This is a genomic window from Photorhabdus asymbiotica (genome assembly GCF_003634575.1).
In the GTDB taxonomy this organism is placed as follows: domain Bacteria; phylum Pseudomonadota; class Gammaproteobacteria; order Enterobacterales; family Enterobacteriaceae; genus Photorhabdus; species Photorhabdus asymbiotica.
Window position 1 is genome coordinate 187,826 of record NZ_RBLJ01000006.1, and the last position, 22,383, is coordinate 210,208.

The 22,383-nt window shown below is 47.6% G+C and carries 1 protein-coding gene; it reads left to right on the forward strand.

Annotated features, from left to right (window positions below):
- The first annotated feature begins 1,146 nt into the window (after nt 1–1,146).
- A complete protein-coding gene (locus BDD30_RS22620) occupies nt 1,147–21,549 on the forward strand; it encodes a non-ribosomal peptide synthase/polyketide synthase (RefSeq protein WP_015835141.1) in 20,403 nt (6,800 codons plus the stop codon).
- Nucleotides 21,550–22,383 lie beyond the last annotated feature (834 nt).

The window sequence follows — 22,383 nt, forward strand, 5'->3', positions numbered from 1 at the left end:
ACTATAGTATTGACTAATACGTATTTGTTTTCATAATGTTCCTATACTTATTGATCTGAATCATTTTTTTAATTTTAAACTGGAATTATTACGAGTCATTTATCGGTGAGTTATTATGGTGAGGTGGGTATTTATTGTATTTTTATTGATTTCAATGAGTGTATTAATTGCTTATGTCAGTAAATTATTATTAACTTATTGAATAAATTAATAGTCTATCTGATGATTTGCAGTATTTTGAAGATGTTTAAATGAAAATTAGATATATACCCTATGGATTTCAATTTGCAGCGCGGCGGCAAGTGAATGCATCCCCGGGAGCATAGATAACTCTGTGACTGGGGTAAGTGAAAGCAGCCAACTAAAGCAGCAACTTGAAAGATGAAGGGTATAAATGATATAAAACTAAAGTTTGCTTACACCATACGTTGATAAATAGGGTTTAATATCTGATAAATCACATCGAAGAATGACTCTTTTAGAATATGTTTTCTAATAATCAATACAGTATTGCATCAATGCTGAACTTAGCTATATTATAATCAAGCAATATATAATAAGGTTGATTTTTATTTGAAATTATTTCCTTGCAGAGTTAAATGTAATTAACTTTTACATTAACTATAGGATTTTATTGTTGTTAAATAACATGGGGTGAAATTGATTTTCAACTGAATTTATATCGTTAAGTAATTAAATATACAGAATGTCTTTGTAAATTTTTAATAAGTTGTTTTAGCAGGGAGTTTTTCCCGTTCATTATTATAATGATAATCTTTATTTTTTGGAGCGTGATCGAAGTAAATTCATACCAATAGTAGTCTATAAATCCTTTTTAAGTCATGGAATTAAACATCAACTAATCATAGACATTTATATAAAAATAGGGGCGAAACAACATCTTCATAGAATGAACCCTTTATTCCATTGCCAGAAAAATTATCACCATAGCGTGGTTAATTAGGTGGTTATTTACATCCAACGCCAGAGAGAACGTGTTGCCTGAGTATCTTGATTGATGCCTGGCGAGTCCGTCTTTATTCCTCCAAAGGTAAAACGAGGAAAAGTAAAAGAAAGCACTTGTGATGACTGTCAGGAAAGGCAGTTTTCAAATACCTAACAGAATTAGAATTGTTGAGGTTGTAAATGAAAGATAGCATTGCTAACGCGGGAAATATCCTTAAAGCAGAACTCCTCTCTCAGACGTCAAAAAATATAATCAATAATGTCAATAATATTCCTACTTCATCACGTCCTTGCGTTGTGGTGGGGGGAACAACTCTCGCAGTATTTTGTGCTGAGCAAATTCAATCGGCTGGGCATACGATACAAGCTGTGCTAACTAATGATGATGTTTTGCAAACGTGGGCTATCCGGCAAGGAATCGTTTGTGTGAACTCTTTTGAAGCATTACAACAGCAAATCATGCTACACCCTGTCGATTGGCTTTTCTCAATCGTCAATCCGATCATTCCGCCGATGTCACTGATTGAACAAATTCGCAGCGGTGCTTTTAACTATCACGATAGCCCTTTACCCCGCTATGCTGGCCGTCATGCCACTTCTTGGGCGCTGTTAGCGCGGGAGACATATTATGCTATTTCTTGGCATTGCATTGAAGCGGGTGTGGATACCGGCGATATTGCTGTGCAATGGCCGGTATCTATTGAGGAACACGATAGTACGTTTTCATTGAATCTGAAATGTTATCAGGCTGCTCAGGAAGGATTTATTAAGTTATTGCAGGATCTTGGTCAGGGCACATTGATAACCCATCCACAAGATCTCACGCGACGGAGTTTTTATGCTCAGTCATGTCGGCCCGATGGCGGGGGATATCTGTGTTGGGAGCAGTCGGGTGAAGTATTGTCAGCTTTGGTTCGGGCATTAGATTTTGGCGAGAATTATCTAAATCTACTGGGTTGCCCAAAAGTGTTACTTAAGCAGGGCACTGTGCGAATTTCTTGGCTGCAACGGCTGAACGGTTGTTCTGGGACGGCACCAGGTACGTTGATTGATGTGGCAGAGGATGTCTGGCAAGTCACGACGGGTAGTGAGGATGTGCGGATTGGTGGTTTTACCACTCTTGAGGGCAAAGTGTTATCTGCTGGTGAGCTTGCTGCTATATCAGAACTCAAGCCGGGTAAATCATTACCTTTGCTTTCTTCACCGCAGGCGCAGAATGTAAAAAATATCCTCCAGTCACTGGCACCCAGTGAATCATTCTGGTGTGAGCGTCTTGCTTCTTGGCAGCCATGCCAATTACCTTTCGAAATTGCCGGGGAACAGCTAGAACCCAGATGGACAATGAGTGTCTGGCAGCCTCCGTTACCGAAAAACAGTGAAACAGATTCATTGCAGATGTTGTTGCAGACATTCGCCATTTATCTGGCGCGTTTGACTCATCAGACCAAGTTCCAAATCGGTTGGTATGTGGATGAAGCAAAAGATGAACTGGGAATATTGTCTGGTTTGGCGCCAGTGGTTCCTATGGCTATTGAGGTAGAATTTGATAAGCCGTGGAGTGTGGTAGCTGATTGGATTGATAACGAACTGATATGTTTAACGCAACACCGTACATTTTGTTGTGACCTCCTTTCCCGTTCTCCTGTATTAAGTGCTATCCCAGCGTTAACAACCAGCCGGCCATGGCGGATCGCTGTCTCGGCCATAAAGGATGACAGACAGTGGGAGAAGGATGCGCTAGGTGAGTTGCTGACATTGCAGATTAATGCACAGGGTGGTTTTCGCTGGATTTTCGATGCAAACCGTTTGAGTACGGAAGACATTCAGCGGATGAATGAACATTTACAGGTGTTGGCATCATCGGAAAAAGTGGGTGATGAAATACCTGTTTGTCAGCTTAATTTATTGCCTGAAGCTGAACGCACACTATTGCTGGAAACTTGGAACGCCACTGAAACAATCTATCCTGATCAGCTGTGTATCCATCAGTTATTTGAACAACAGGTAGAGAAAACCCCGGAAGCCACGGCACTGATAGCAGGCGATAAAACGCTTAGCTATGCAGAACTGAATGCTGGTGTTAACCGATTGGCCCGTCAATTGATTGCACAGGGGATTAGCCCGGGTGATCACGTTGCAATCCTGTTAGAGCGTTCGATTGAACTGGTGGTAGCCCAGTTGGCTATCCTTAAGGTGAGGGCCGTTTATGTTCCTATTGATCCCAATATGCCAGATGAGCGGAAAAACGGATTGATAAACGATTGTTCCGCCAAATTGTTACTCACTGACGAGCTGGCTGATATTCCGGTTGGCCTGACTGCTCTGTTATTACGTATTTCTGCTGAGGTAAATACGCACCGGGAAGAAGAGACGGGTTTCAATCTTAATTTACCTTGTCGCAGTTCAGACGCAGCTTATGTCATGTATACCTCCGGTTCGACGGGGACACCCAAAGGGGTCATCGTGCCTCATCGTGCGGTGGTTCGGCTGGTTATTAATAATGGCTATGCTGAAATCGGACAGGATGATCGGGTTGCTTTCACCGCTAACCCGGCTTTCGATGCCAGTACCTTTGAAATCTGGGCACCTTTACTTAATGGTGGGGCGCTGGTGGTGATTGATCATGCCACGTTGCTGACGCCACAGGTGTTTATACAGGTGTTACAGGCTCATCGCATCACGATTTTGTGGTTAACTGTCGGGTTATTTAACCGGTTGGTAGCAGAGTTATCCGCAGCGCTTCCGCAGATAAGGACTTTAATTTTTGGGGGAGATATCCCCGATCGGCAGGTGATTGCTCAGGTTTTGGACAAGCATCCTCCCCAACAGTTATTGCAAGCCTATGGTCCGACTGAAGGCACGACATTTACTACTATGTACCCTATCGCGTCGTTACCGCCGGGGATGGCGAAGGTGCCGATTGGCCGACCGATAGCCAATACGCGTGTTTACTTGCTGGATGGTTATGGTCAGCCGGTGCCGTTGGGTGGGGTTGGTGAGATTTATGTTGGCGGTGCTGGTGTTGCCTGTGGTTATCTCAATCGTCCGGAATTGACGGCTGAGCGTTTTCTGGTTGATCCGTTTAGTGATGAGCCGAATGCGCGCATGTATCGAACCGGGGATTTAGCCCGCTACTTGGTGGACGGTAATCTGGAATTCCTTGGCCGTAATGACCAACAGGTTAAAATTCGCGGTTTCCGCATTGAACCGGGAGAAATCGAAGGCCGACTAACGGAATATCCTGCGATACGTGAGGCTGTCGTGTTGGTTCAGGATGATGGGCAGGATAAACGGCTGATTGCCTATGTGGTGGCAGAAGTGGATGAGGAGTTGGTTAATAATCTGCGTACCTACCTGAGTACAATTTTACCTGACTACATGGTGCCGGCGGCTTTTGTGCGTCTGGATGCCTTCCCGCTGACGCCTAATGGTAAGTTAGATCGCCGGGCGTTACCTGCTCCGAGTAAGGAGGCTTTTGCTCGTCAGATTTATGAAGCGCCGCAGGGGGAAATAGAAGCCACGTTAGCGGCTATTTGGCGTGAATTATTGGGTATTGAGCAGATTAGCCGACATGACAACTTCTTTGCGTTGGGTGGTCATTCTCTCTTTGCCTTACGGATGATTGAGCGTCTGCGTAACCTTGGGTTGACACTGGTTGCGCGCGATTTGTTCCAATATCCAGTGTTGTCCGAGCTTGCTCATATGTTAGGGCAGCATCAGGACGTAGTGGTGCCGCCGAATGTGATTACCTCGGCAACGGCAGTATTAACGCCGGAGATGCTGCCACTGATTGATCTGACTCAGTCTGACATTGACTGTATTGTCGGACAGGTACCGGGAGGGATCGCCAATATTCAGGATATCTATGTTCTGTCGCCGCTACAGGACGGTATTCTGTTCCATCATTTACTCTCAAATGACGGTGACCCGTATCTGTTGGTCTATATGATGGCCTTTGATGACCGGTCTTTGTTGGACCGTTATCTGGCCGCAGTTCAGCAGGTGATTGATCGTCACGATATTTTACGTACTGCTTTTCTCTGGGAAGGATTGTCAGTTCCGGCGCAGGTAGTTTGGCGTCAGGCACTTTTGTCAGTGACTGAATTGATGCTGAATCCAGCTGATGGCCCGATTATTGACCAGTTAACCCAGCGTTTTGACTTACGTCAGCATTACCTCGATTTGGGCCAGGCACCGTTGTTGCGCTTTATGCTGGCACAGGAAACGGATGGTCGCTGGATAGTACTGCAATTACAGCATCATTTGACGGGTGACCATACAGCGATGGAAGTGATGAACCGTGAGGTTCAGGCATATTTTTCCGGGCAGGGGGACAGTCTACCAGCACCAATGCCTTTTCGTAATTTAGTGGCTCAAGCCCGCTTAGGGGTGAGTCAGGAAGAGCATATTCGTTTCTTTACCGACATGTTGGCTGGAGTGGATGAGCCGACGTTACCGTTTGGATTGATGGAGGTCCATCGTGATGGTTCACAAGTCACCCAATCGCACCAGATGCTGACATCCACGCTGAATGACCGCCTACGCAGTCAGGCAAGACGTTTGGGTGTGAGCCTAGCTGCGCTGTGTCATCTGGCTTGGGCTCAGGTGTTATCACGTACCAGCGGACAACAACAGGTGGTGTTCGGCACGGTATTATTTGGGCGTATGCAGGCAGGTGACGGAGCTGATAGCGGAATGGGGCTGTTTATCAATACCTTGCCGTTGCGGTTGGATATGAATGACACTTCGGTACGGAACAGCGTACAGGCTGCACATACTCGGTTAGCAGCATTATTGGATCATGAACACGCATCGTTGGCGTTAGCTCAGCGTTGCAGTGATGTGCAGGGCGAAACGCCACTTTTTAGCGCCTTATTGAACTACCGGCATAATGATCAGCCGATGATGCCGGGTAAGTTTGTGCCGGGCATTGAATTCCTTGGTGAACAAGAACGTACTAACTATCCATTTGTGCTGTCGGTGGAGGACGGTGGTTCTACTTTGGGATTGACCGCTCAAGTGGTGCAGCCGTTTGATCCAGAACGGGTATGTGGTTATATGCAACAAGCATTAGAAAGTCTGGTAGAAGTGCTTGAACAGGCACCAGAAACGCCGATACGTACATTGAACATCTTGCCGGAACCAGAGCAAAAGCTGTTGCTGAAAATCTGGAACACCACCGAGTCACCGTATCCTGATCAGCTATGCATTCATCAGTTATTTGAACAGCAGGTGAAGAAAACCCCAGAGGCGATAGCACTGATAGCGGGAGATAAGGTTTTCAGTTACGCGGAACTGAATGTTTGTGCTAATCGGTTGGCTCGTCAACTGATTGAACAGGGGGTTAGCCTGGGTGACAACGTTGCGATCCTGTTAGAACGATCAGCTGAGTTGGTAGTGACACAGTTGGCGATTTTCAAAGTCGGTGCGGTTTATGTGCCGATAGACCCGAAAGTACCGGATGAGCGGAAAAATTGGCTGATAAACGATTGTTCAGCCAAATTACTGTTCACTGATGAGCAAGCTAATATCCCGGCTGGCCTTGCTGTGCCGTTATTTCGTCTCTCTGGCAATATCATCACGGACAGGGAAGAGAATCACTTCAATCTTGACTTACCGGGTTCTAGCACCGGGTCGGCGTATATTATGTATACCTCCGGTTCGACCGGTACACCAAAAGGGGTGGTAGTGCCTCATCGTGCTGTGGTCCGACTGGTGATTAATAATGGCTATGCGGAAATTGAACAAGATGACCGGGTGGCCTTTACGGCTAATCCGGCTTTCGATGCCAGCACGTTTGAAGTTTGGGCACCGTTACTCAACGGTGGAACGCTGGTGGTTATCGACCATGTTACTTTACTGACGCCATCGGATTTTGTACGAGCTTTACAGGTTCATCGAATCACTATTCTGTGGATGAGTGTTGGTTTGCTTAACCGATTGGTGACGGAGTTGTCTCCGGTGCTTGCTCAGATCAAAATTTTGATTTTCGGCGGTGAGGTCCTCGATCCGTATGTGATCGCTCAAATCTTGGACAAGAATCCGCCGCAACAATTATTACAAGCTTATGGCCCGAGTGAAGGCACCACCTTTACCACGATATATCCCATTACGGCGTTACCGCCGGGAGTCGCAAAGATTCCTATTGGCCGGCCAATTGCTAACACGCGCCTTTATCTGTTAGATGCATATGGGCAACCGGTGCCACTCGGTGCGACCGGTGAGATTTATGTTGGTGGTGATGGGGTTGCCAATGGCTACTTTAATCGCCCGGAACTGACCGCTGAACGTTTTCTGACAGATCCATTTAGTGATGTACCGAATGCACGTATGTATCGGACTGGTGATTTAGCCCGCTATCTGCCGGATGGTAATCTGCTGTTTGTTGGCCGTAATGACCAACAGGTTAAAATCCGTGGTTTTCGCATTGAACCGGGGGAAATCGAAGCGCGTTTGACAGAGCACCCAGCAGTGAGTGAAGCACTGGTATTAGCGTTAAGTGATGGACAGGATAAACGGCTGATTGCTTATGTGGTGGCAGAGCCAGGTGATGGGCTAGTGGTTAGTCTGCGTGAACATTTAAGTACAATTTTACCTGACTATATGGTGCCAGCGGCTTTTGTACGTCTGGATGCCTTTCCGCTCACGCCTAACGACAAACGGGATCTCCGGGCGTTACCGGCTCCGGGGGAAGAAGATTTTGTCCGTCAGTGCTATGAAGCGCCGCAAGGGGAAACTGAGATTGCTTTGGCGGCTATCTGGCATGAATTGCTGGGAATTGGGCGGATAAGTCGGCATGACAACTTTTTCGCGCTGGGCGGTCATTCTCTGTTAGCGGTACGAATGATGAACCGGATAGCAGCTTTAGGTATCAAGCTGCCGTTGAGCACGTTGTTTGAATTTCCTTCATTGTCAACTTTTGCCGAGCAGATGAGTGTTCAGCTTGGTGAAGTAGATAGTATATTACCCGCAATTATGCCGATATCCCGTGATAGCGAATTGCCTCTGTCATTTGCTCAACAGCGGTTATGGTTCCTCGCTCAGTTTGAGGGTGTCAGTGATACTTATCATATTCCTATCGCCCTGCGTTTATGCGGACAGCTTGATATCGCTGCCTGGCAGCAGGCGCTGAATCATCTGTTTGCCCGCCATGCAGCATTACGTTCTGTCTTCGTCTCTGTTGACGGTCAGCCTCAGGTCGAGCTGTTGCCGGCAGAATTTGGTCTGCCGATGAAAAAATATGATCTGCGTGCAGTGCCTGATGCGGATAAACAGCTTGAGTATTTGTGTGTGCAGGAAGCTGAGGTGCCATTTGATCTGACCCGCGGCCCATTAATTCGTTCCTGTCTGATACAACTGACTAACGATGATTACGTATTCCTGCTAACTCAGCACCATATTGTTTCTGATGGCTGGTCGTTAGGGATATTAAAATCAGAACTGGGCGTGCTTTATTCGGCTTGCTTGAACGGACAGCCTAATCCGTTACTACCATTGGCGATTCAATATCCTGATTATGCTGCCTGGCAGCGTCAATGGCTGTCAGCTGAACGTGTCCAAACCCAATCTGATTATTGGCGAATGATGCTGAATGACGTACCAATCCTGTTGGATTTGCCAACTGATCGGCCTCGTCCCATTCAACAATCGTTTGCCGGCCATCTGTTACCCATCAATCTGGATGCAGCATTAACGGAATCTTTGCAGCGCTTGAGTGAGCAACAGGGTGTCACGCTATTCATGACCTTACTGTCAGCCTGGGCTATAGTTTTGTCGCGTCTGTCAGGTCAGACGGATTTGGTTATTGGGACGCCGAGCGCCGGCCGTAGTCGTCAGGAAGTGGAATCCCTGATCGGTTTTTTTGTTAATACGCTGGCCTTACGCATCAATTTATCGGATATGCCAAGTGTGACTGAGTTACTTGCCCGTGTACGACAAACCACGCTGGCAGCACAGGAGCATCAAGATCTGCCTTTCGAACAGGTTGTTGAGATCGTGCAACCACCGCGCAGACTGGCTCATACGCCGTTGTTCCAGGTGATATTTGCCTGGCAGAACAATGAGGACATAGACTGGGAGTTGCCGGGTTTGACAGTTTCACCGATTGATCCAATCCTTAACACGGTCAAGTTTGATCTCGAACTGAATCTATCTGAGGTGGATGGTCGGATTGTAGGTTACCTGAATTATGCAACTGCTCTGTTTGATCAACAGACCATCGAGCGGCACTTAGGGTATTTGCATACGGTACTGCAAGCGATGGTCGCTGACTCTCAACAGCCAGTAAAGAAAATCGATATTCTGACATCGGCGGAGCGCAGGTTGCTGTTGGAAATCTGGAATACCACGAAAACTCCGTATCCTGAACAGTGTTGTATTCACCAGTTGTTTGAGCAACAGGCAGAAAAAATTCCAGAGGCGATGTCACTAATAGCGGGAGATCAAAGCCTCAGCTATGCGGAATTGAATGTTCGTGCTAACCAGCTAGCTCACCAATTGATAGAGCAAGGTATCTGCCCGGATGACCATGTTGCGATCCTGTTAGAACGATCTGTTGAGCTGGTAGTAGCACAGCTGGCGATCCTCAAAGCCAGCGCTATTTATGTTCCGCTCGATCCTGGAGTGCCGGATGAGCGAAAAAACTGGCTGATAAACGATTGCTCAGCCAAATTATTACTCATTGGTGCGCGAGTTGATGTCCCGGTTGGTTTGTCTGTTCCGTTATTCCGCCTTTCTGATGAGGTAGGTATAAGTAAGGAAGGAAGTCGCTTCAATCCTGATTTACCTCGTTCCAGCATCGGGCCAGCTTATATTATGTATACCTCTGGTTCGACCGGTACGCCAAAAGGGGTAATAGTGCCGCATCGTGCGGTGGTCCGGCTGGTTATCAATAATGGCTATGCTGACATCGGACGGGATGATCGGGTAGCCTTTACGGCTAATCCGGCTTTCGATGCCAGCACGTTTGAAGTCTGGGCGCCGTTGCTCAATGGCGGAACGCTGGTGGTTATCGACCATGCTATTTTGCTGACGCCACAGGAGTTTGTGCGGACTTTACAGGTTCATCAAATTTCTGTTCTGTGGATCAGTGTCGGGTTGCTTAACCGGCTGGTGGCGGAGCTGTCTCCGGTGCTTCCACAGATTAAGATTCTGATTTTTGGCGGAGAGGTCCTTGATCCAAATGTGATCTCTCAGGTTTTGGCCAACAGTCCGCCACAACAGTTACTACAAGCCTACGGCCCGAGTGAGGGAACTACTTTTACCACGATATACCATATTGAGACGCTATCCGTGGGGATGACCAGAGTTCCCATTGGCCGACCCATAGCGAATACCCATGTTTATTTGTTGGATGCATATGGTCAACCGGTGCCGCTGGGAGGACCGGGTGAGATTTATGTCGGTGGCGATGGGGTGGCTTGCGGTTATCTCAATCGCCCTGAATTGACAGCTGAACGCTTCCTGACTGATCCGTTTAATGATGCACCGGGGGCGAGAATGTACCGGACCGGGGATTTAGCACGTTACCTGTCGGACGGTAATCTGGTCTTTCTGGGGCGTAACGATCAGCAAGTTAAAATCCGTGGTTTCCGGATTGAACCCGGTGAAATTGAAGCCCGGTTGACGGAATATCCTGGGGTACGTGAAGCGGTTGTTTTGGTGCTGGGTGATGGGCAGGATAAGCGTCTGGTTGCCTATGTGGTGGCTGATGCGAATGAGGAATTGGCTAGCCGTTTGCGTATCCATTTGAGCAAAATTTTACCTGACTATATGGTGCCGACCGCTTTTGTACGTCTGGCGGTGTTTCCGTTGACGCCGAACGGTAAGTTGGATCGCCGAGCATTGCCAGCACCAGACGAAGAAGATTTAGCTCGTCAACGCTATGAAGCACCGCAAGGGGAAACTGAGATTGCTTTGGCAGTCATCTGGCGTGAGTTGTTGGGGGTTGAGCGGATTAGTCGTCATGACAGTTTCTTTGCGCTGGGTGGTCATTCACTGCTTGCGGTACGGATGATTGAACGTTTGCGGCGTATGGGATTGGGCGTATCGGTACAGGTATTATTCCAGTATCCAATATTGAGTATCTTGGCTCAGTTTCTGGTTCAGCATCGTGAAATCCAGATACCAGATAACCGTATTACACCGGATACGACTGCATTAACACCGGAGATGTTGCCGTTGGTTGATCTGACTCAGTCTGAAATTAACTATATTGTTGATCAAGTGCCGGGCGGAATTCCCAATATTCAGGATATTTATGCCTTGTCACCGTTGCAAGACGGTATCTTGTTCCATCATCTACTGGCAAATGCCGGTGACCCGTATTTGTTAGCCAGTCAGATGGCTTTTTCGGATCGAGCTTTATTGAAGCGTTATCTGGCGGCGGTTCAACAGGTGATTGATCGTCATGATATTTTGCGTACGGCTTTTCTCTGGCAAGGATTGTCAGTCCCGGTTCAGGTGGTCTGGCGTCAGGCGCAGTTATCAGTCACTGAACTGACATTGGATTCAGTCGATGGATCGGTCAGTGACCAGTTAAAGCGACGTTTTGATCCGTGCCAGCATCGCCTCGATCTGAGCCAGGCACCGTTGCTACGCTTTGTGGTGGCGCAGGAAACTGATGGTCGCTGGATTGTGCTACAACTGCTGCATCACCTGATTGGCGACCATACCACGCTGGAAGTGATGAACAACGAAGTACGCGCGTATCTTGCGGGTCAGGAAAACAGTCTGCCTGCTGCGGTCCCTTTCCGTAATCTGGTGGCTCAGGCTCGGTTGGAGATCAGCCATGCGGAACATACCCGCTTCTTTACCGACATGTTGGCTGGAGTCAATGAGCCGACGTTACCATTCGGATTGGCGGAGGTGCATCATGACGGTTCACAGATGACACAATCGCATCGGATGCTGACACCTGCGCTGAATGCCCGCTTGCGAAGTCAGGCGAGACGTCAAGGAGTCAGTCTCGCTGCTCTGTGCCATCTGGCTTGGGCACAGGTATTGTCACGAACCAGCGGACAGCAACAGGTGGTGTTCGGCACGGTACTGTTTGGTCGTATGCGGGCAAGTGAAGGTGTTGACAGTGGCATGGGACTGTTTATCAACACCTTACCGCTACGGTTGGATATGGATGATACCTCGGTGCAGGACAGCATACAGGCAGCACATAACCGCTTAGCCGGATTGCTGGAGCATGAACATGCATCATTGGCGCTGGCCCAGCGTTGTAGTGGTGTGCAGGGTGAAATTCCACTTTTTAGCTCTCTGTTAAATTACCGGCATAATGCGCTGTCGGCGACTTCAAATGAAATGATGGGAGGAATCGAATTTCTTGGTGCACGGGAGCGTACTAACTATCCATTGGTACTGTCAGTGGAAGATTTTGGTAATGCATTAGGGTTGACTGCGCAAATAATCCAACCTTTTGATCCACAAAGAATATGCGGTTATATGCAGCAAGCGCTGGAAAGTCTGGCAGAAGCACTTGAACAGTCCCCGGGCACACCGGTACGGGCATTGAATATCCTGCCAGGCGCAGAGAAGAAATTGTTGTTGGAAACCTGGAACGCAACCGAAACACCGTATCCTGACCAGTTGTGTATTCATCAGTTGTTTGAGCAGCAGGTGGCGAAAACCCCGCAAGCTTCGGCGTTGATAGCGAAAGATAACATCCTGAGCTATGCGGAGCTGAATGCCCGTGCTAACCGGTTAGCTTACCAATTGATAGAACAAGGCATCTTACCGGATGACCATGTAGCAATCTTATTAGAACGCTCTGTTGAGCTGGTGGTGGCACAACTGGCTATTCTCAAAGTTGGTGCCGTTTATGTTCCCGTCGATCCTAGAATGCCGGATAAGCGGAGAAACTGGTTGATAAACGATTGCTTAGCCAAATTGTTACTGACTGATAGGCAAGTTGATATCCCAGTTGGCCTTGCTATTCCACGGTTTTACTTGACCGATGAAACGGACACCATGAGGGAAGAGGATTACCTTAATCCTGATTTATCCTGTTCCAGTGTTGGGACAGCCTATGTCATGTATACCTCTGGATCGACGGGTACGCCTAAAGGGGTCGTGGTGCCTCATCGTGCGATAGTCCGATTGGTTATTAATAATGGCTATGTCGCAATAGGACCAGATGATCGCGTTTCTTTCACCGCTAACCCGGCTTTTGATGCTAGCACGTTTGAAGTTTGGGCACCGTTGCTCAATGGTGGAACACTGGTAGTTATTGACTATACGACTTTACTAACGCCATCGAAGTTTGTCAGGGCTTTGCAGGATTACAGAATTACTATTCTGTGGATCAGTGTAGGGCTGCTTAATCGGTTAGTGGCGGAACTGTCTCCGGTGCTTCCGCAGATTAAGGTTCTGATTTTCGGGGGTGAGGTGCTTGATCCGAACGTGATCGCTCAGATCTTGGATAGGAGTCCACCACAACAACTATTACAAGCCTATGGCCCAAGTGAGGGAACCACTTTTACCACCATGTACCGTATTACAACGTTACCTCCGGGGATGACGCGGGTTCCGATTGGCCGACCGATAGCCAACACGCGCCTTTATCTGTTAGACGCATATGGTCAACCGGTGCCGTTGGGAGTGATGGGTGAGATTTATGTTGGTGGAGACGGGATTGCTTGTGGTTACCTCAATCGCCTTGAATTGACGACTGAACGTTTCTTGGCTGATCCGTTTAGTGATGTACCGGGTGCAAGAATGTATCGGACTGGCGATTTAGCCCGTTATTTGCCGGATGGTAATCTGGAATTCCTTGGCCGTAACGACCAGCAGGTTAAAATCCGTGGTTTTCGGATTGAACCGGGGGAAATCGAAGCCCGATTAACAGAGTTTCCTGCGGTGCGTGAGGCCGCTGTGTTGGCATTGGGTGAGGGGCTGGATAAGCGTCTGGTTGCCTATGTGGTGGCAGATGAGGATGAGGGATTAGTTAACTGTCTGCGTACCCATTTGAGTACCATATTGCCTGATTATATGATACCGGCGGCGTTTGTGCGTCTGGATGCTTTCCCACTGACCTCTAACGGTAAATTGGATAGTCGGGCATTACCTGTACCAGACGAAGAAGCTTTCGCCCGTCAGCGCTATGAAGCGCCGCAAGGGGAAACTGAGATTGCTCTGGCCGCTATCTGGCGTGAATTACTGGGGATTGAGCGGATTAGCCGCCATGACAACTTTTTCGCGTTGGGTGGTCATTCGCTATTGGCTGTACGGATGATGAACCGGATAGCCGCTTTAGGCATCGAATTGCCGTTGACCACGCTGTTTAAATTACCCACTTTGATGGCCTTGGCGGAGGCGATGATTATCCGCTGTAATGAGCGGGATAGGATATTATCCGCCATCGTACCGATATCCCGCGATAGCGAGCTGCCTCTGTCATTTGCGCAACAGCGTCTGTGGTTCCTTGCCCAATTTGAAGAAGTCGGTAATACCTATCATATCCCGGTAGTACTGAGTTTGCGTGGTCAGTTCGATATTGCTGTCTGGCAGCGCGCACTTAATCTTTTGTTTGCTCGTCATGAGGCTTTACGTTCTGTCTTTGTGACGGTTGATGGTCACCCCCAGATCGAACTGTTGCCGGCGGAATTTGGTTTGCCGATGAAAAAATACGATCTGCGTAAAGTACCTGATGTGGAGAAACAACTTCAGTATCTGCGCATGCAGGAGTCTGAAACGCGGTTTAATCTCGCTCGTGGGCCGTTAATCCGCTCTGCTTTGATACAACTGGCTAATGATGATTATTTATTCCTGTTGACCCTGCATCATATTGTTTTCGATGGCTGGTCTGTCAGCATCCTGATGCGTGAATTAAGTGCCCTCTATACGGCTTTTCTGACCGGGCAACCCGATCCATTGCCACCATTACCGATTCAGTACCCTGATTACGCCGCTTGGCAGCGTCAGTGGCTGTCGGCGGAGCGTATTCAGAATCAATCTGACTATTGGAGAACGATATTGGCGGATGTGCCGGTATTGTTGGATTTGCCAACTGACCGACCACGTCCTGTCCAGCAATCATTTGCGGGGAATTTATTGCCTGTCAGTTTAGATGCCGAATTAACCCAATCCTTGAAGCGCCTGAGCGAGCAGCAGGGGGTCACATTGTTCATGACCTTGCTGTCAGCTTGGGCTACGGTTTTATCACGCTTGTCAGGTCAGGATGATCTGGTTATTGGTACACCAAGTGCGGGCCGTGGTCGTCAAGAAGTGGAATCCCTGATCGGCTTCTTCGTTAATACGTTAGCCTTACGTATCGACTTATCGGGTGCGCCAAATGTGATTGAGTTGCTTGCGCGTGTGCGGCAGACGGCACTGGCGGCTCAGGAGCATCAGGATTTGCCATTCGAACAAGTGGTGGAAATCGTGCAACCGCCACGCCGATTGGCGCATACGCCCCTGTTTCAGGTGATGTTTGCCTGGCAGAACAATGAGAGCACAGATTGGAAACTGCCGGGGATGGCGGTTTCACCTGCCGAGCAATTCCTTGATATCGCTAAGTTTGATCTTGAACTGAACTTATCTGAGCGGGATGGCAAGATTGTTGGTTATTTGAGTTATGCCACGGCCTTGTTTGATCAACAGACTATCGAGCGACACTTGGGATATCTGCACACGGTGCTGCAAGCGATGGTGACTAACCCTCAGCAACGAGTCGGGAAGATCGATATTCTGACATCGGCGGAGCGCAGGTTGCTGTTGGAAATCTGGAACGCGACTAAAGTACCGTATCCTGACCAATTGTGTATTCATCAGTTATTTGAGCAACAAGTTGAAAAATATCCTGATGCCATTGCGGTGGTGCATGAAGGGCAGAGTTTAACTTATGCCGAATTAAATATCTGCGCTAACCGGTTAGCTCATCAGCTTATTGCATTAGGTGTAGTACCAGATCAGCGAGTCGCGATTTGCGTGACACGTTCACCTGCAACGGTAGTAGGACAGTTGGCAGTACTAAAAGCGGGTGGTGCCTATGTACCTCTGGACCCGGCTTATCCGGGAGAGCGTTTAATACATATTTTGACTGATGCCGCTCCAGCGATTTTGCTGGCGGATAGTGCTGGATGCGATGCGTTAGGCGAGAAAGTATTAACGAGATTGACCTTACTTGATCCGAATTCATTGCTTGACCAGCCGGACAGCAACCCTCTGGTCTCTTCATTAACTTCTCGTCATCTGGCTTATGTGATTTATACCTCTGGCTCTACTGGCACACCGAAAGGGGTGATGATTGAACATCGTGGGTTAGTTAATCTTATTCAGGAAAAAATTGTTCAGTTTGATATTCATTCAGGGAGCCGAATGTTGCAATTCGCCTCGTTTGGTTTCGATGCCAGTGTTTGGGAGGTCATGATGGCGCTATGTGGTGGTGCCACTTTGGATATTCCTGTTGACATAGTTCGCCAGGAGCCACATCACCTTTGGCATTATCTGGAAGAACATACGGTAACGCATGCTTGTTTGACACCGACTATGCTCCGGGAGGGGGCGGGTTTGCCGGTGATGACAATAAAACCGACATTGATACTGGGTGGTGAAGCGCCCAGTGCAGCATTGCTCGGGGCACTGAGTGGCCGGGTGAATCTGTTCAATGCTTATGGTCCGACGGAAATCACCGTGTGCGCCACTGTCTGGTATTGCCCGCCAGACTATACGGATGAATTGATATCGATTGGTCGCCCGACAGCGAATACACGGATTTATCTGTTGGATACTTATGGTCAGCCGGTGCCGCTGGGAGCGGTAGGTGAGTTGTATATTGGCGGTATTGGTGTAGCACGTGGCTATTTAAATCATCCAGAACTGACTGTTGAACATTTTCTTACTGACCCATTTAGCGATGACCCGAATGCGCGTATATACCGAACTGGGGATTTAGCGCGTTACTTGCCGGATGGCAATCTGATGTTTGTTGGCCGTAATGATCAGCAGGTTAAAATTCGTGGTTTCCGTATTGAACCGGGGGAAATAGAAGCTCGGCTGCTGGAGTACTCTGCGGTACGTGAAGCACTGGTGCTAGCGTCCGGTGATGGGCCGGACAAACGGCTGATTGCCTATGTCGTAGTGCCAGCGGATGATGGTTTAGTTAATAACCTGCGTAGCCACTTGAGCATAATTTTGCCTGATTATATGGTGCCGGCGGCGTTTGTGCGTTTGGATGCATTTCCGCTGACGCCTAACGGCAAACTGGATCGCCGGGCACTGCCGGTTCCGGGCGAGGAAGATTTTGCTCGTCAGGTTTATGCAGCACCGCAGGGGGAAATAGAAACCATACTGGCAGCTATCTGGCGCAAATTGCTGGGAATTGAACAGATCAGTCGGCATGATAGTTTCTTTACACTGGGGGGACATTCCCTGCTTGCTGTGCGAATGGTTGAACGCCTGCGTAATCTTGGATTAACGTTGGCGGTGCGCGACTTGTTCCAATTTCCAGTATTGTCTGAACTGGCTCAAACGCTGGGGCAATACCGGGCTGTAGTGGTGCCAGTTAATATCATTACACCGACGGCGACTCAATTGACACCGGAGATGTTGCCGCTGATTGACCTGACTCAGCCGGAAATTGACTGTATTGTCGGACAAGTGCCGGGTGGAATGACGAATATTCAGGACATCTATGCTTTGTCACCGTTGCAGGATGGTATTTTGTTCCATCATCTGCTGGCAAATAAAGGTGATCCGTATCTACTGGTTAGTCAAATGGCTTTTGCTAATCGCTCTTTACTGGAGAGTTATCTGGCCGCAGTGCAACAGATGGTTGATCGTCACGATATTCTGCGTACTGCTTTTATCTGGCAAGGGGTATCGGTTCCGGCTCAGGTGGTTTGGCGTCAGGCGCCTTTGTCAGTGATTGAATTGACTCTGCACCCGGATGATGGTCCAGTTCGTGATCAATTGATGCGACGTTTTGATACACGTCAACATCGTATTGACTTGGGACAAGCGCCATTACTGCGCTTTGTGGTGGCGCAGGAGGAGGATGGTCGCTGGATAGTGCTGCAATTGTTGCACCACCTGATTGGCGATCATACAACCTTGGGCGTGATGAACCGTGAAGTTCAGGCGTATCTTGCCGGACAAGGGGACAACTTGCCTGCTCCGGTTCCCTTCCGCAATCTGGTGGCTCAGGCACGATTGGGCGTGAGTCAGGAAAAACATACTCACTTCTTTACTGACATGTTGGCTGAGGTAAATGAGCCGACATTACCATTCGGTTTAACAGAAGTGCATCATGATGGTTCGCAAGTAACAGAATCATACCAGTTGTTGGCAACTGAACTTAATGACCGCTTGCGGGGTCAAGCCCGGCGTTTGGGTGTGAGTCTGGCTTCTTTGTGCCATCTTGCTTGGGCGCAGGTGTTGTCGCGTACCAGCGGACAAAAACAGGTGGTGTTCGGGACTGTACTGTTTGGGCGTATGCAAGCGGGGGAAGGGGTTGATAGTGGGATGGGATTGTTTATCAATACCCTGCCAGTGCGACTGGATATAGATGATACCCCAGTACGGGATAGTGTACAGATAGTACATACCCGGCTGGCTGGATTGCTGGAACATGAGCATGCATCTCTGGCGTTAGCTCAGCGTTGTAGTGGCGTGCAGGATGGAACACCACTCTTTAATACTCTGTTGAATTACCGACATAACGCGTCTCTGAGAACCCAGTATGAAACGATGAGCGGTATTGAATCCTTTGGTGGACAGGAGCGTACTAATTATCCATTTGTCATGTCGGTGGAAGATTTTGGTGATGCACTGGGGCTGACAGCTCAAATTGTTCAGCCGTTTGATCCGAAACGTATATGCGGTTATATGCAACAGGCACTGGAAAGTTTGGTGGAAGCACTTGAACAGACCCCAGAAAAATCAGTGCGGATGTTAGAAATTCTGCCTGAGACTGAGCGCAGATTGTTGCTGGAAAACTGGAATGCTACTGCAACAATCTATCCCGATCAGCTGTGTATTCATCAATTATTCGAACAACAGGTGGAGAAAACTCCGGCGGCCACGGCACTGATCGCGGGAGATGAAACTCTTAGCTATGTTGAACTGAATACTCGAGCTAACCGGCTAGCCCGTCAATTGATTGCACAGGGGATTTGCCCGAATAACCACGTTGCGCTGCTGTTAGAGCGTTCAATTGAATTGGTAGTGGCCCAGTTGGCTATTCTCAAGGTGGGTGCTGTTTATGTTCCTATTGATCCCAATGTGCCGGATGAGCGGAAAAATTGGTTGATAAACGATTGCTCAGCCAAGTTGTTGCTCACTAATGGATGGGTTGATATTCCGGTTGGCCTTGCTGTTCCGTTATTTCGTCTTACTGATGAGGCAGGCACAAGCAGGGAAGAAGATTCCAATCTTGATTGGTCTGGTCGTAGTTCAGACCCAGCTTATGTCATGTATACCTCCGGCTCGACCGGTATGCCAAAAGGCGTGGTAGTGCCTCACCGTGCGGTAGTTCGGCTGGTCATTAACAATGGCTATGTGGAAATTAAGCAAGATGACCGGGTGTCCTTTACGGCTAACCCGGCTTTTGATGCCAGCACCTTTGAAGTTTGGGCACCTTTACTCAATGGCGGGGCGCTGGTGGTGATTGACTATGCCACTTTGCTAACGCCGCAGGCATTGGTGCGGGTGTTACAGGCGTATCGAGTCACGATTCTGTGGCTGACTATCGGATTATTTAACCGGCTGGTAACAGAGTTGTCCCCGGTTCTTCCGCAGATAAAAATTTTGATTTTCGGGGGAGATATCCCCGATCTGCGTGTGATTGCTGAGGTTTTGGACAACAGTCCACCACAACAATTATTGCAGGCTTATGGTCCGAGTGAAGGAACCACCTTTACTACCATGTACCGTATTGTCGCGTTACCACCGGGAGCGGCAAGGGTTCCGATTGGCCGACCGATAGCCAATACCTGTGTTTACTTGCTGGATGATGATAGTCAGCCGGTGCCGTTAGGGGTGGCTGGTGAAATTTATGTTGGTGGTGATGGGGTTGCCTGTGGTTACCTCAATCGGCAGGAATTGACAGCTGAACGCTTTCTGACAGATCCGTTTAGTGGTATCCCGAATGCGCGCATGTACCGAACCGGGGATTTAGCTCGCTACTTGCCTGACGGTAATTTGGAATTCCTTGGTCGTAATGACCAGCAGGTTAAAATTCGCGGTTTCCGTATTGAACCGGGAGAAATCGAAGCTCGATTGACGGAACATTTTGCAGTGCGTGAGGCGGCGGTGCTGGCGTTGAGTAATGGACAAGATAAGCAATTGATTGCTTATGTGGTGGCCGACGCTGAGGACGGATTGGTTAATAGTCTGCGTACTTATCTGAACACAATTTTACCTGATTACATGGTACCGACGGCGTTTGTGCGTCTGGATGCCTTCCCGCTGACCGCTAATGGTAAGTTGGATCGCCGGGCATTGCCGATGCCAAACGAAGGGGGTTTTGCCCGTCAGATTTACGAGGCCCCACAAGGGGAAATAGAAATCACATTGGTGGCTATTTGGCGTGAATTATTGGGAGTTGAGCAGATTAGCCGACATGACAACTTCTTTGCGTTGGGTGGTCACTCACTGCTTGCCATGCGGATGATAAACCTTGCTGCAGGTCATGATTTGGTATGTACACTGAATGATTTATTTCAATTCCCTGTGCTGGTGGAACTGGCAGCAAAAATGGCCTCAGATTGGTTGTCTCAGCCACGGAATAATGCCATACCTGTGCGACCTGACGGAACAGGGCTACCGTTGTTCTTTGTTCCCAGTGGAATGGGTGATTATTCCTATGTTTTTGGGCTGGCTCAGCACATTCAATCAGGCTATCCGATTTATGCGTTGCCTTGGCCATCCATCAGTGAAAAACCTATGCCAACGATGGAGCAACAGGCGACAAGAATGATCATCTTAATGAAGGCTGTTCAACCGGAAGGCCCATATCGAATATGCGGTTACTCTTCTGGCGGTATATTGGCTTACGCCATTGCTCAGCAACTTTTGGATGCCGGTGAGACGATCAATTTCTTGGGGGTGATTGATACGCCAGCGCCTTACTATTCCAGGAAACAGATAATACCGCCAAAACTCCAGTTCTTTATTGAATTAGCAAGGCATTTAGGGGAAGAACGCATTGAAGAGCTTGCAGCATTGTACCGAAAAATCGACGAACTGAGTTTGGTTCAATTTATTACGGCGGCGCAAGAACTGGCGTTGTACCCGTTAAATCTGAGTCCTAATTTGATTGCGAGGCGTTGGGAACAGATAGAAAATTATGCACAAATCGTCAGGGATTATGAACCGCAAGTATTAACGGTAAGCCTTCATCAGTTCTATGCGATGGAACCCTCTCCACCCGTTCCTTTGGTTATGGATGACAACCCACGACCTTTAAGTATGGAGCCATCATTAGGTTGGTCGCAGATAGTGCCGGCTCCTTTGCTTCGGCTAATTCCTATTCCGGGTAATCATTTCAGTTTGCTGGAAGATAGTGAGGACAAAGTCGTTTTAATTCGAGCTTTAAGTATGGAGCTGACAATCAGTTGTGACGGGGAAGTTCAGTGATGATTTAATTGAGACTGAACGATCCTGTGTTTATTTTATAATCCGGCATAATTGGATTATGCCGGATTTTTTCTATGTATTCCTTATCTTACCTGTTTTTTCTCAGGCAGATTATTATTATAAATTTCTTTATATAACTATATTAAAATAATATTGTTTCTTGAAAATTAATTTCATTGGTAATAAATTTATTTGATATTTTCATAAAGAGATAATAAATAATTGGTCATAATTCGTAAAACGTTATATCTTAGTTTCAATTCATTATATTTTCTTCATTAAATATTGTTTTTGAATTTTTGCTTTATTTTATTCGATTCATTTATTTGAAAGGGTTTATATACCCTATGGATTTCAAGATGCATCGCGACGGCAAGGGAGCGAATCCCCGGGAGCATAGCTAACTATGTGACCGGGGTGAGTGAGTGCAGCCAACAAAGAGGCAACTTGAAAGATGACGGGTATAGAGATATCAGCTTAAAATCTTGCTGCATTTAATAGTGTCGTTGTTGTGCATTTTTTATTAATAAATTGTCTTTTGGGTAAAAATATGTCTAAAAAATTCGTATAAATTATCTACGTAATTGGTTTTTTTAGATTTTTTTCTTTTTTTGATTATATCTGGGTAAATGTCATGTCTAGTGAAATGATGATGAAACAATATTTCTATCGATAAAAACGCCAAATCAAGCCTGATTATTAAACAAATTCGTATGCTTCTTTTCTGAAATAAGCATGCTATTTGGTTGTGGTTATAAGGTTACTCATGGTTTTCTCTGCCGGTTCTTTTTCTTTAGAAGGACTGGGGATTTGTATTGTGTATGAAATAGGATA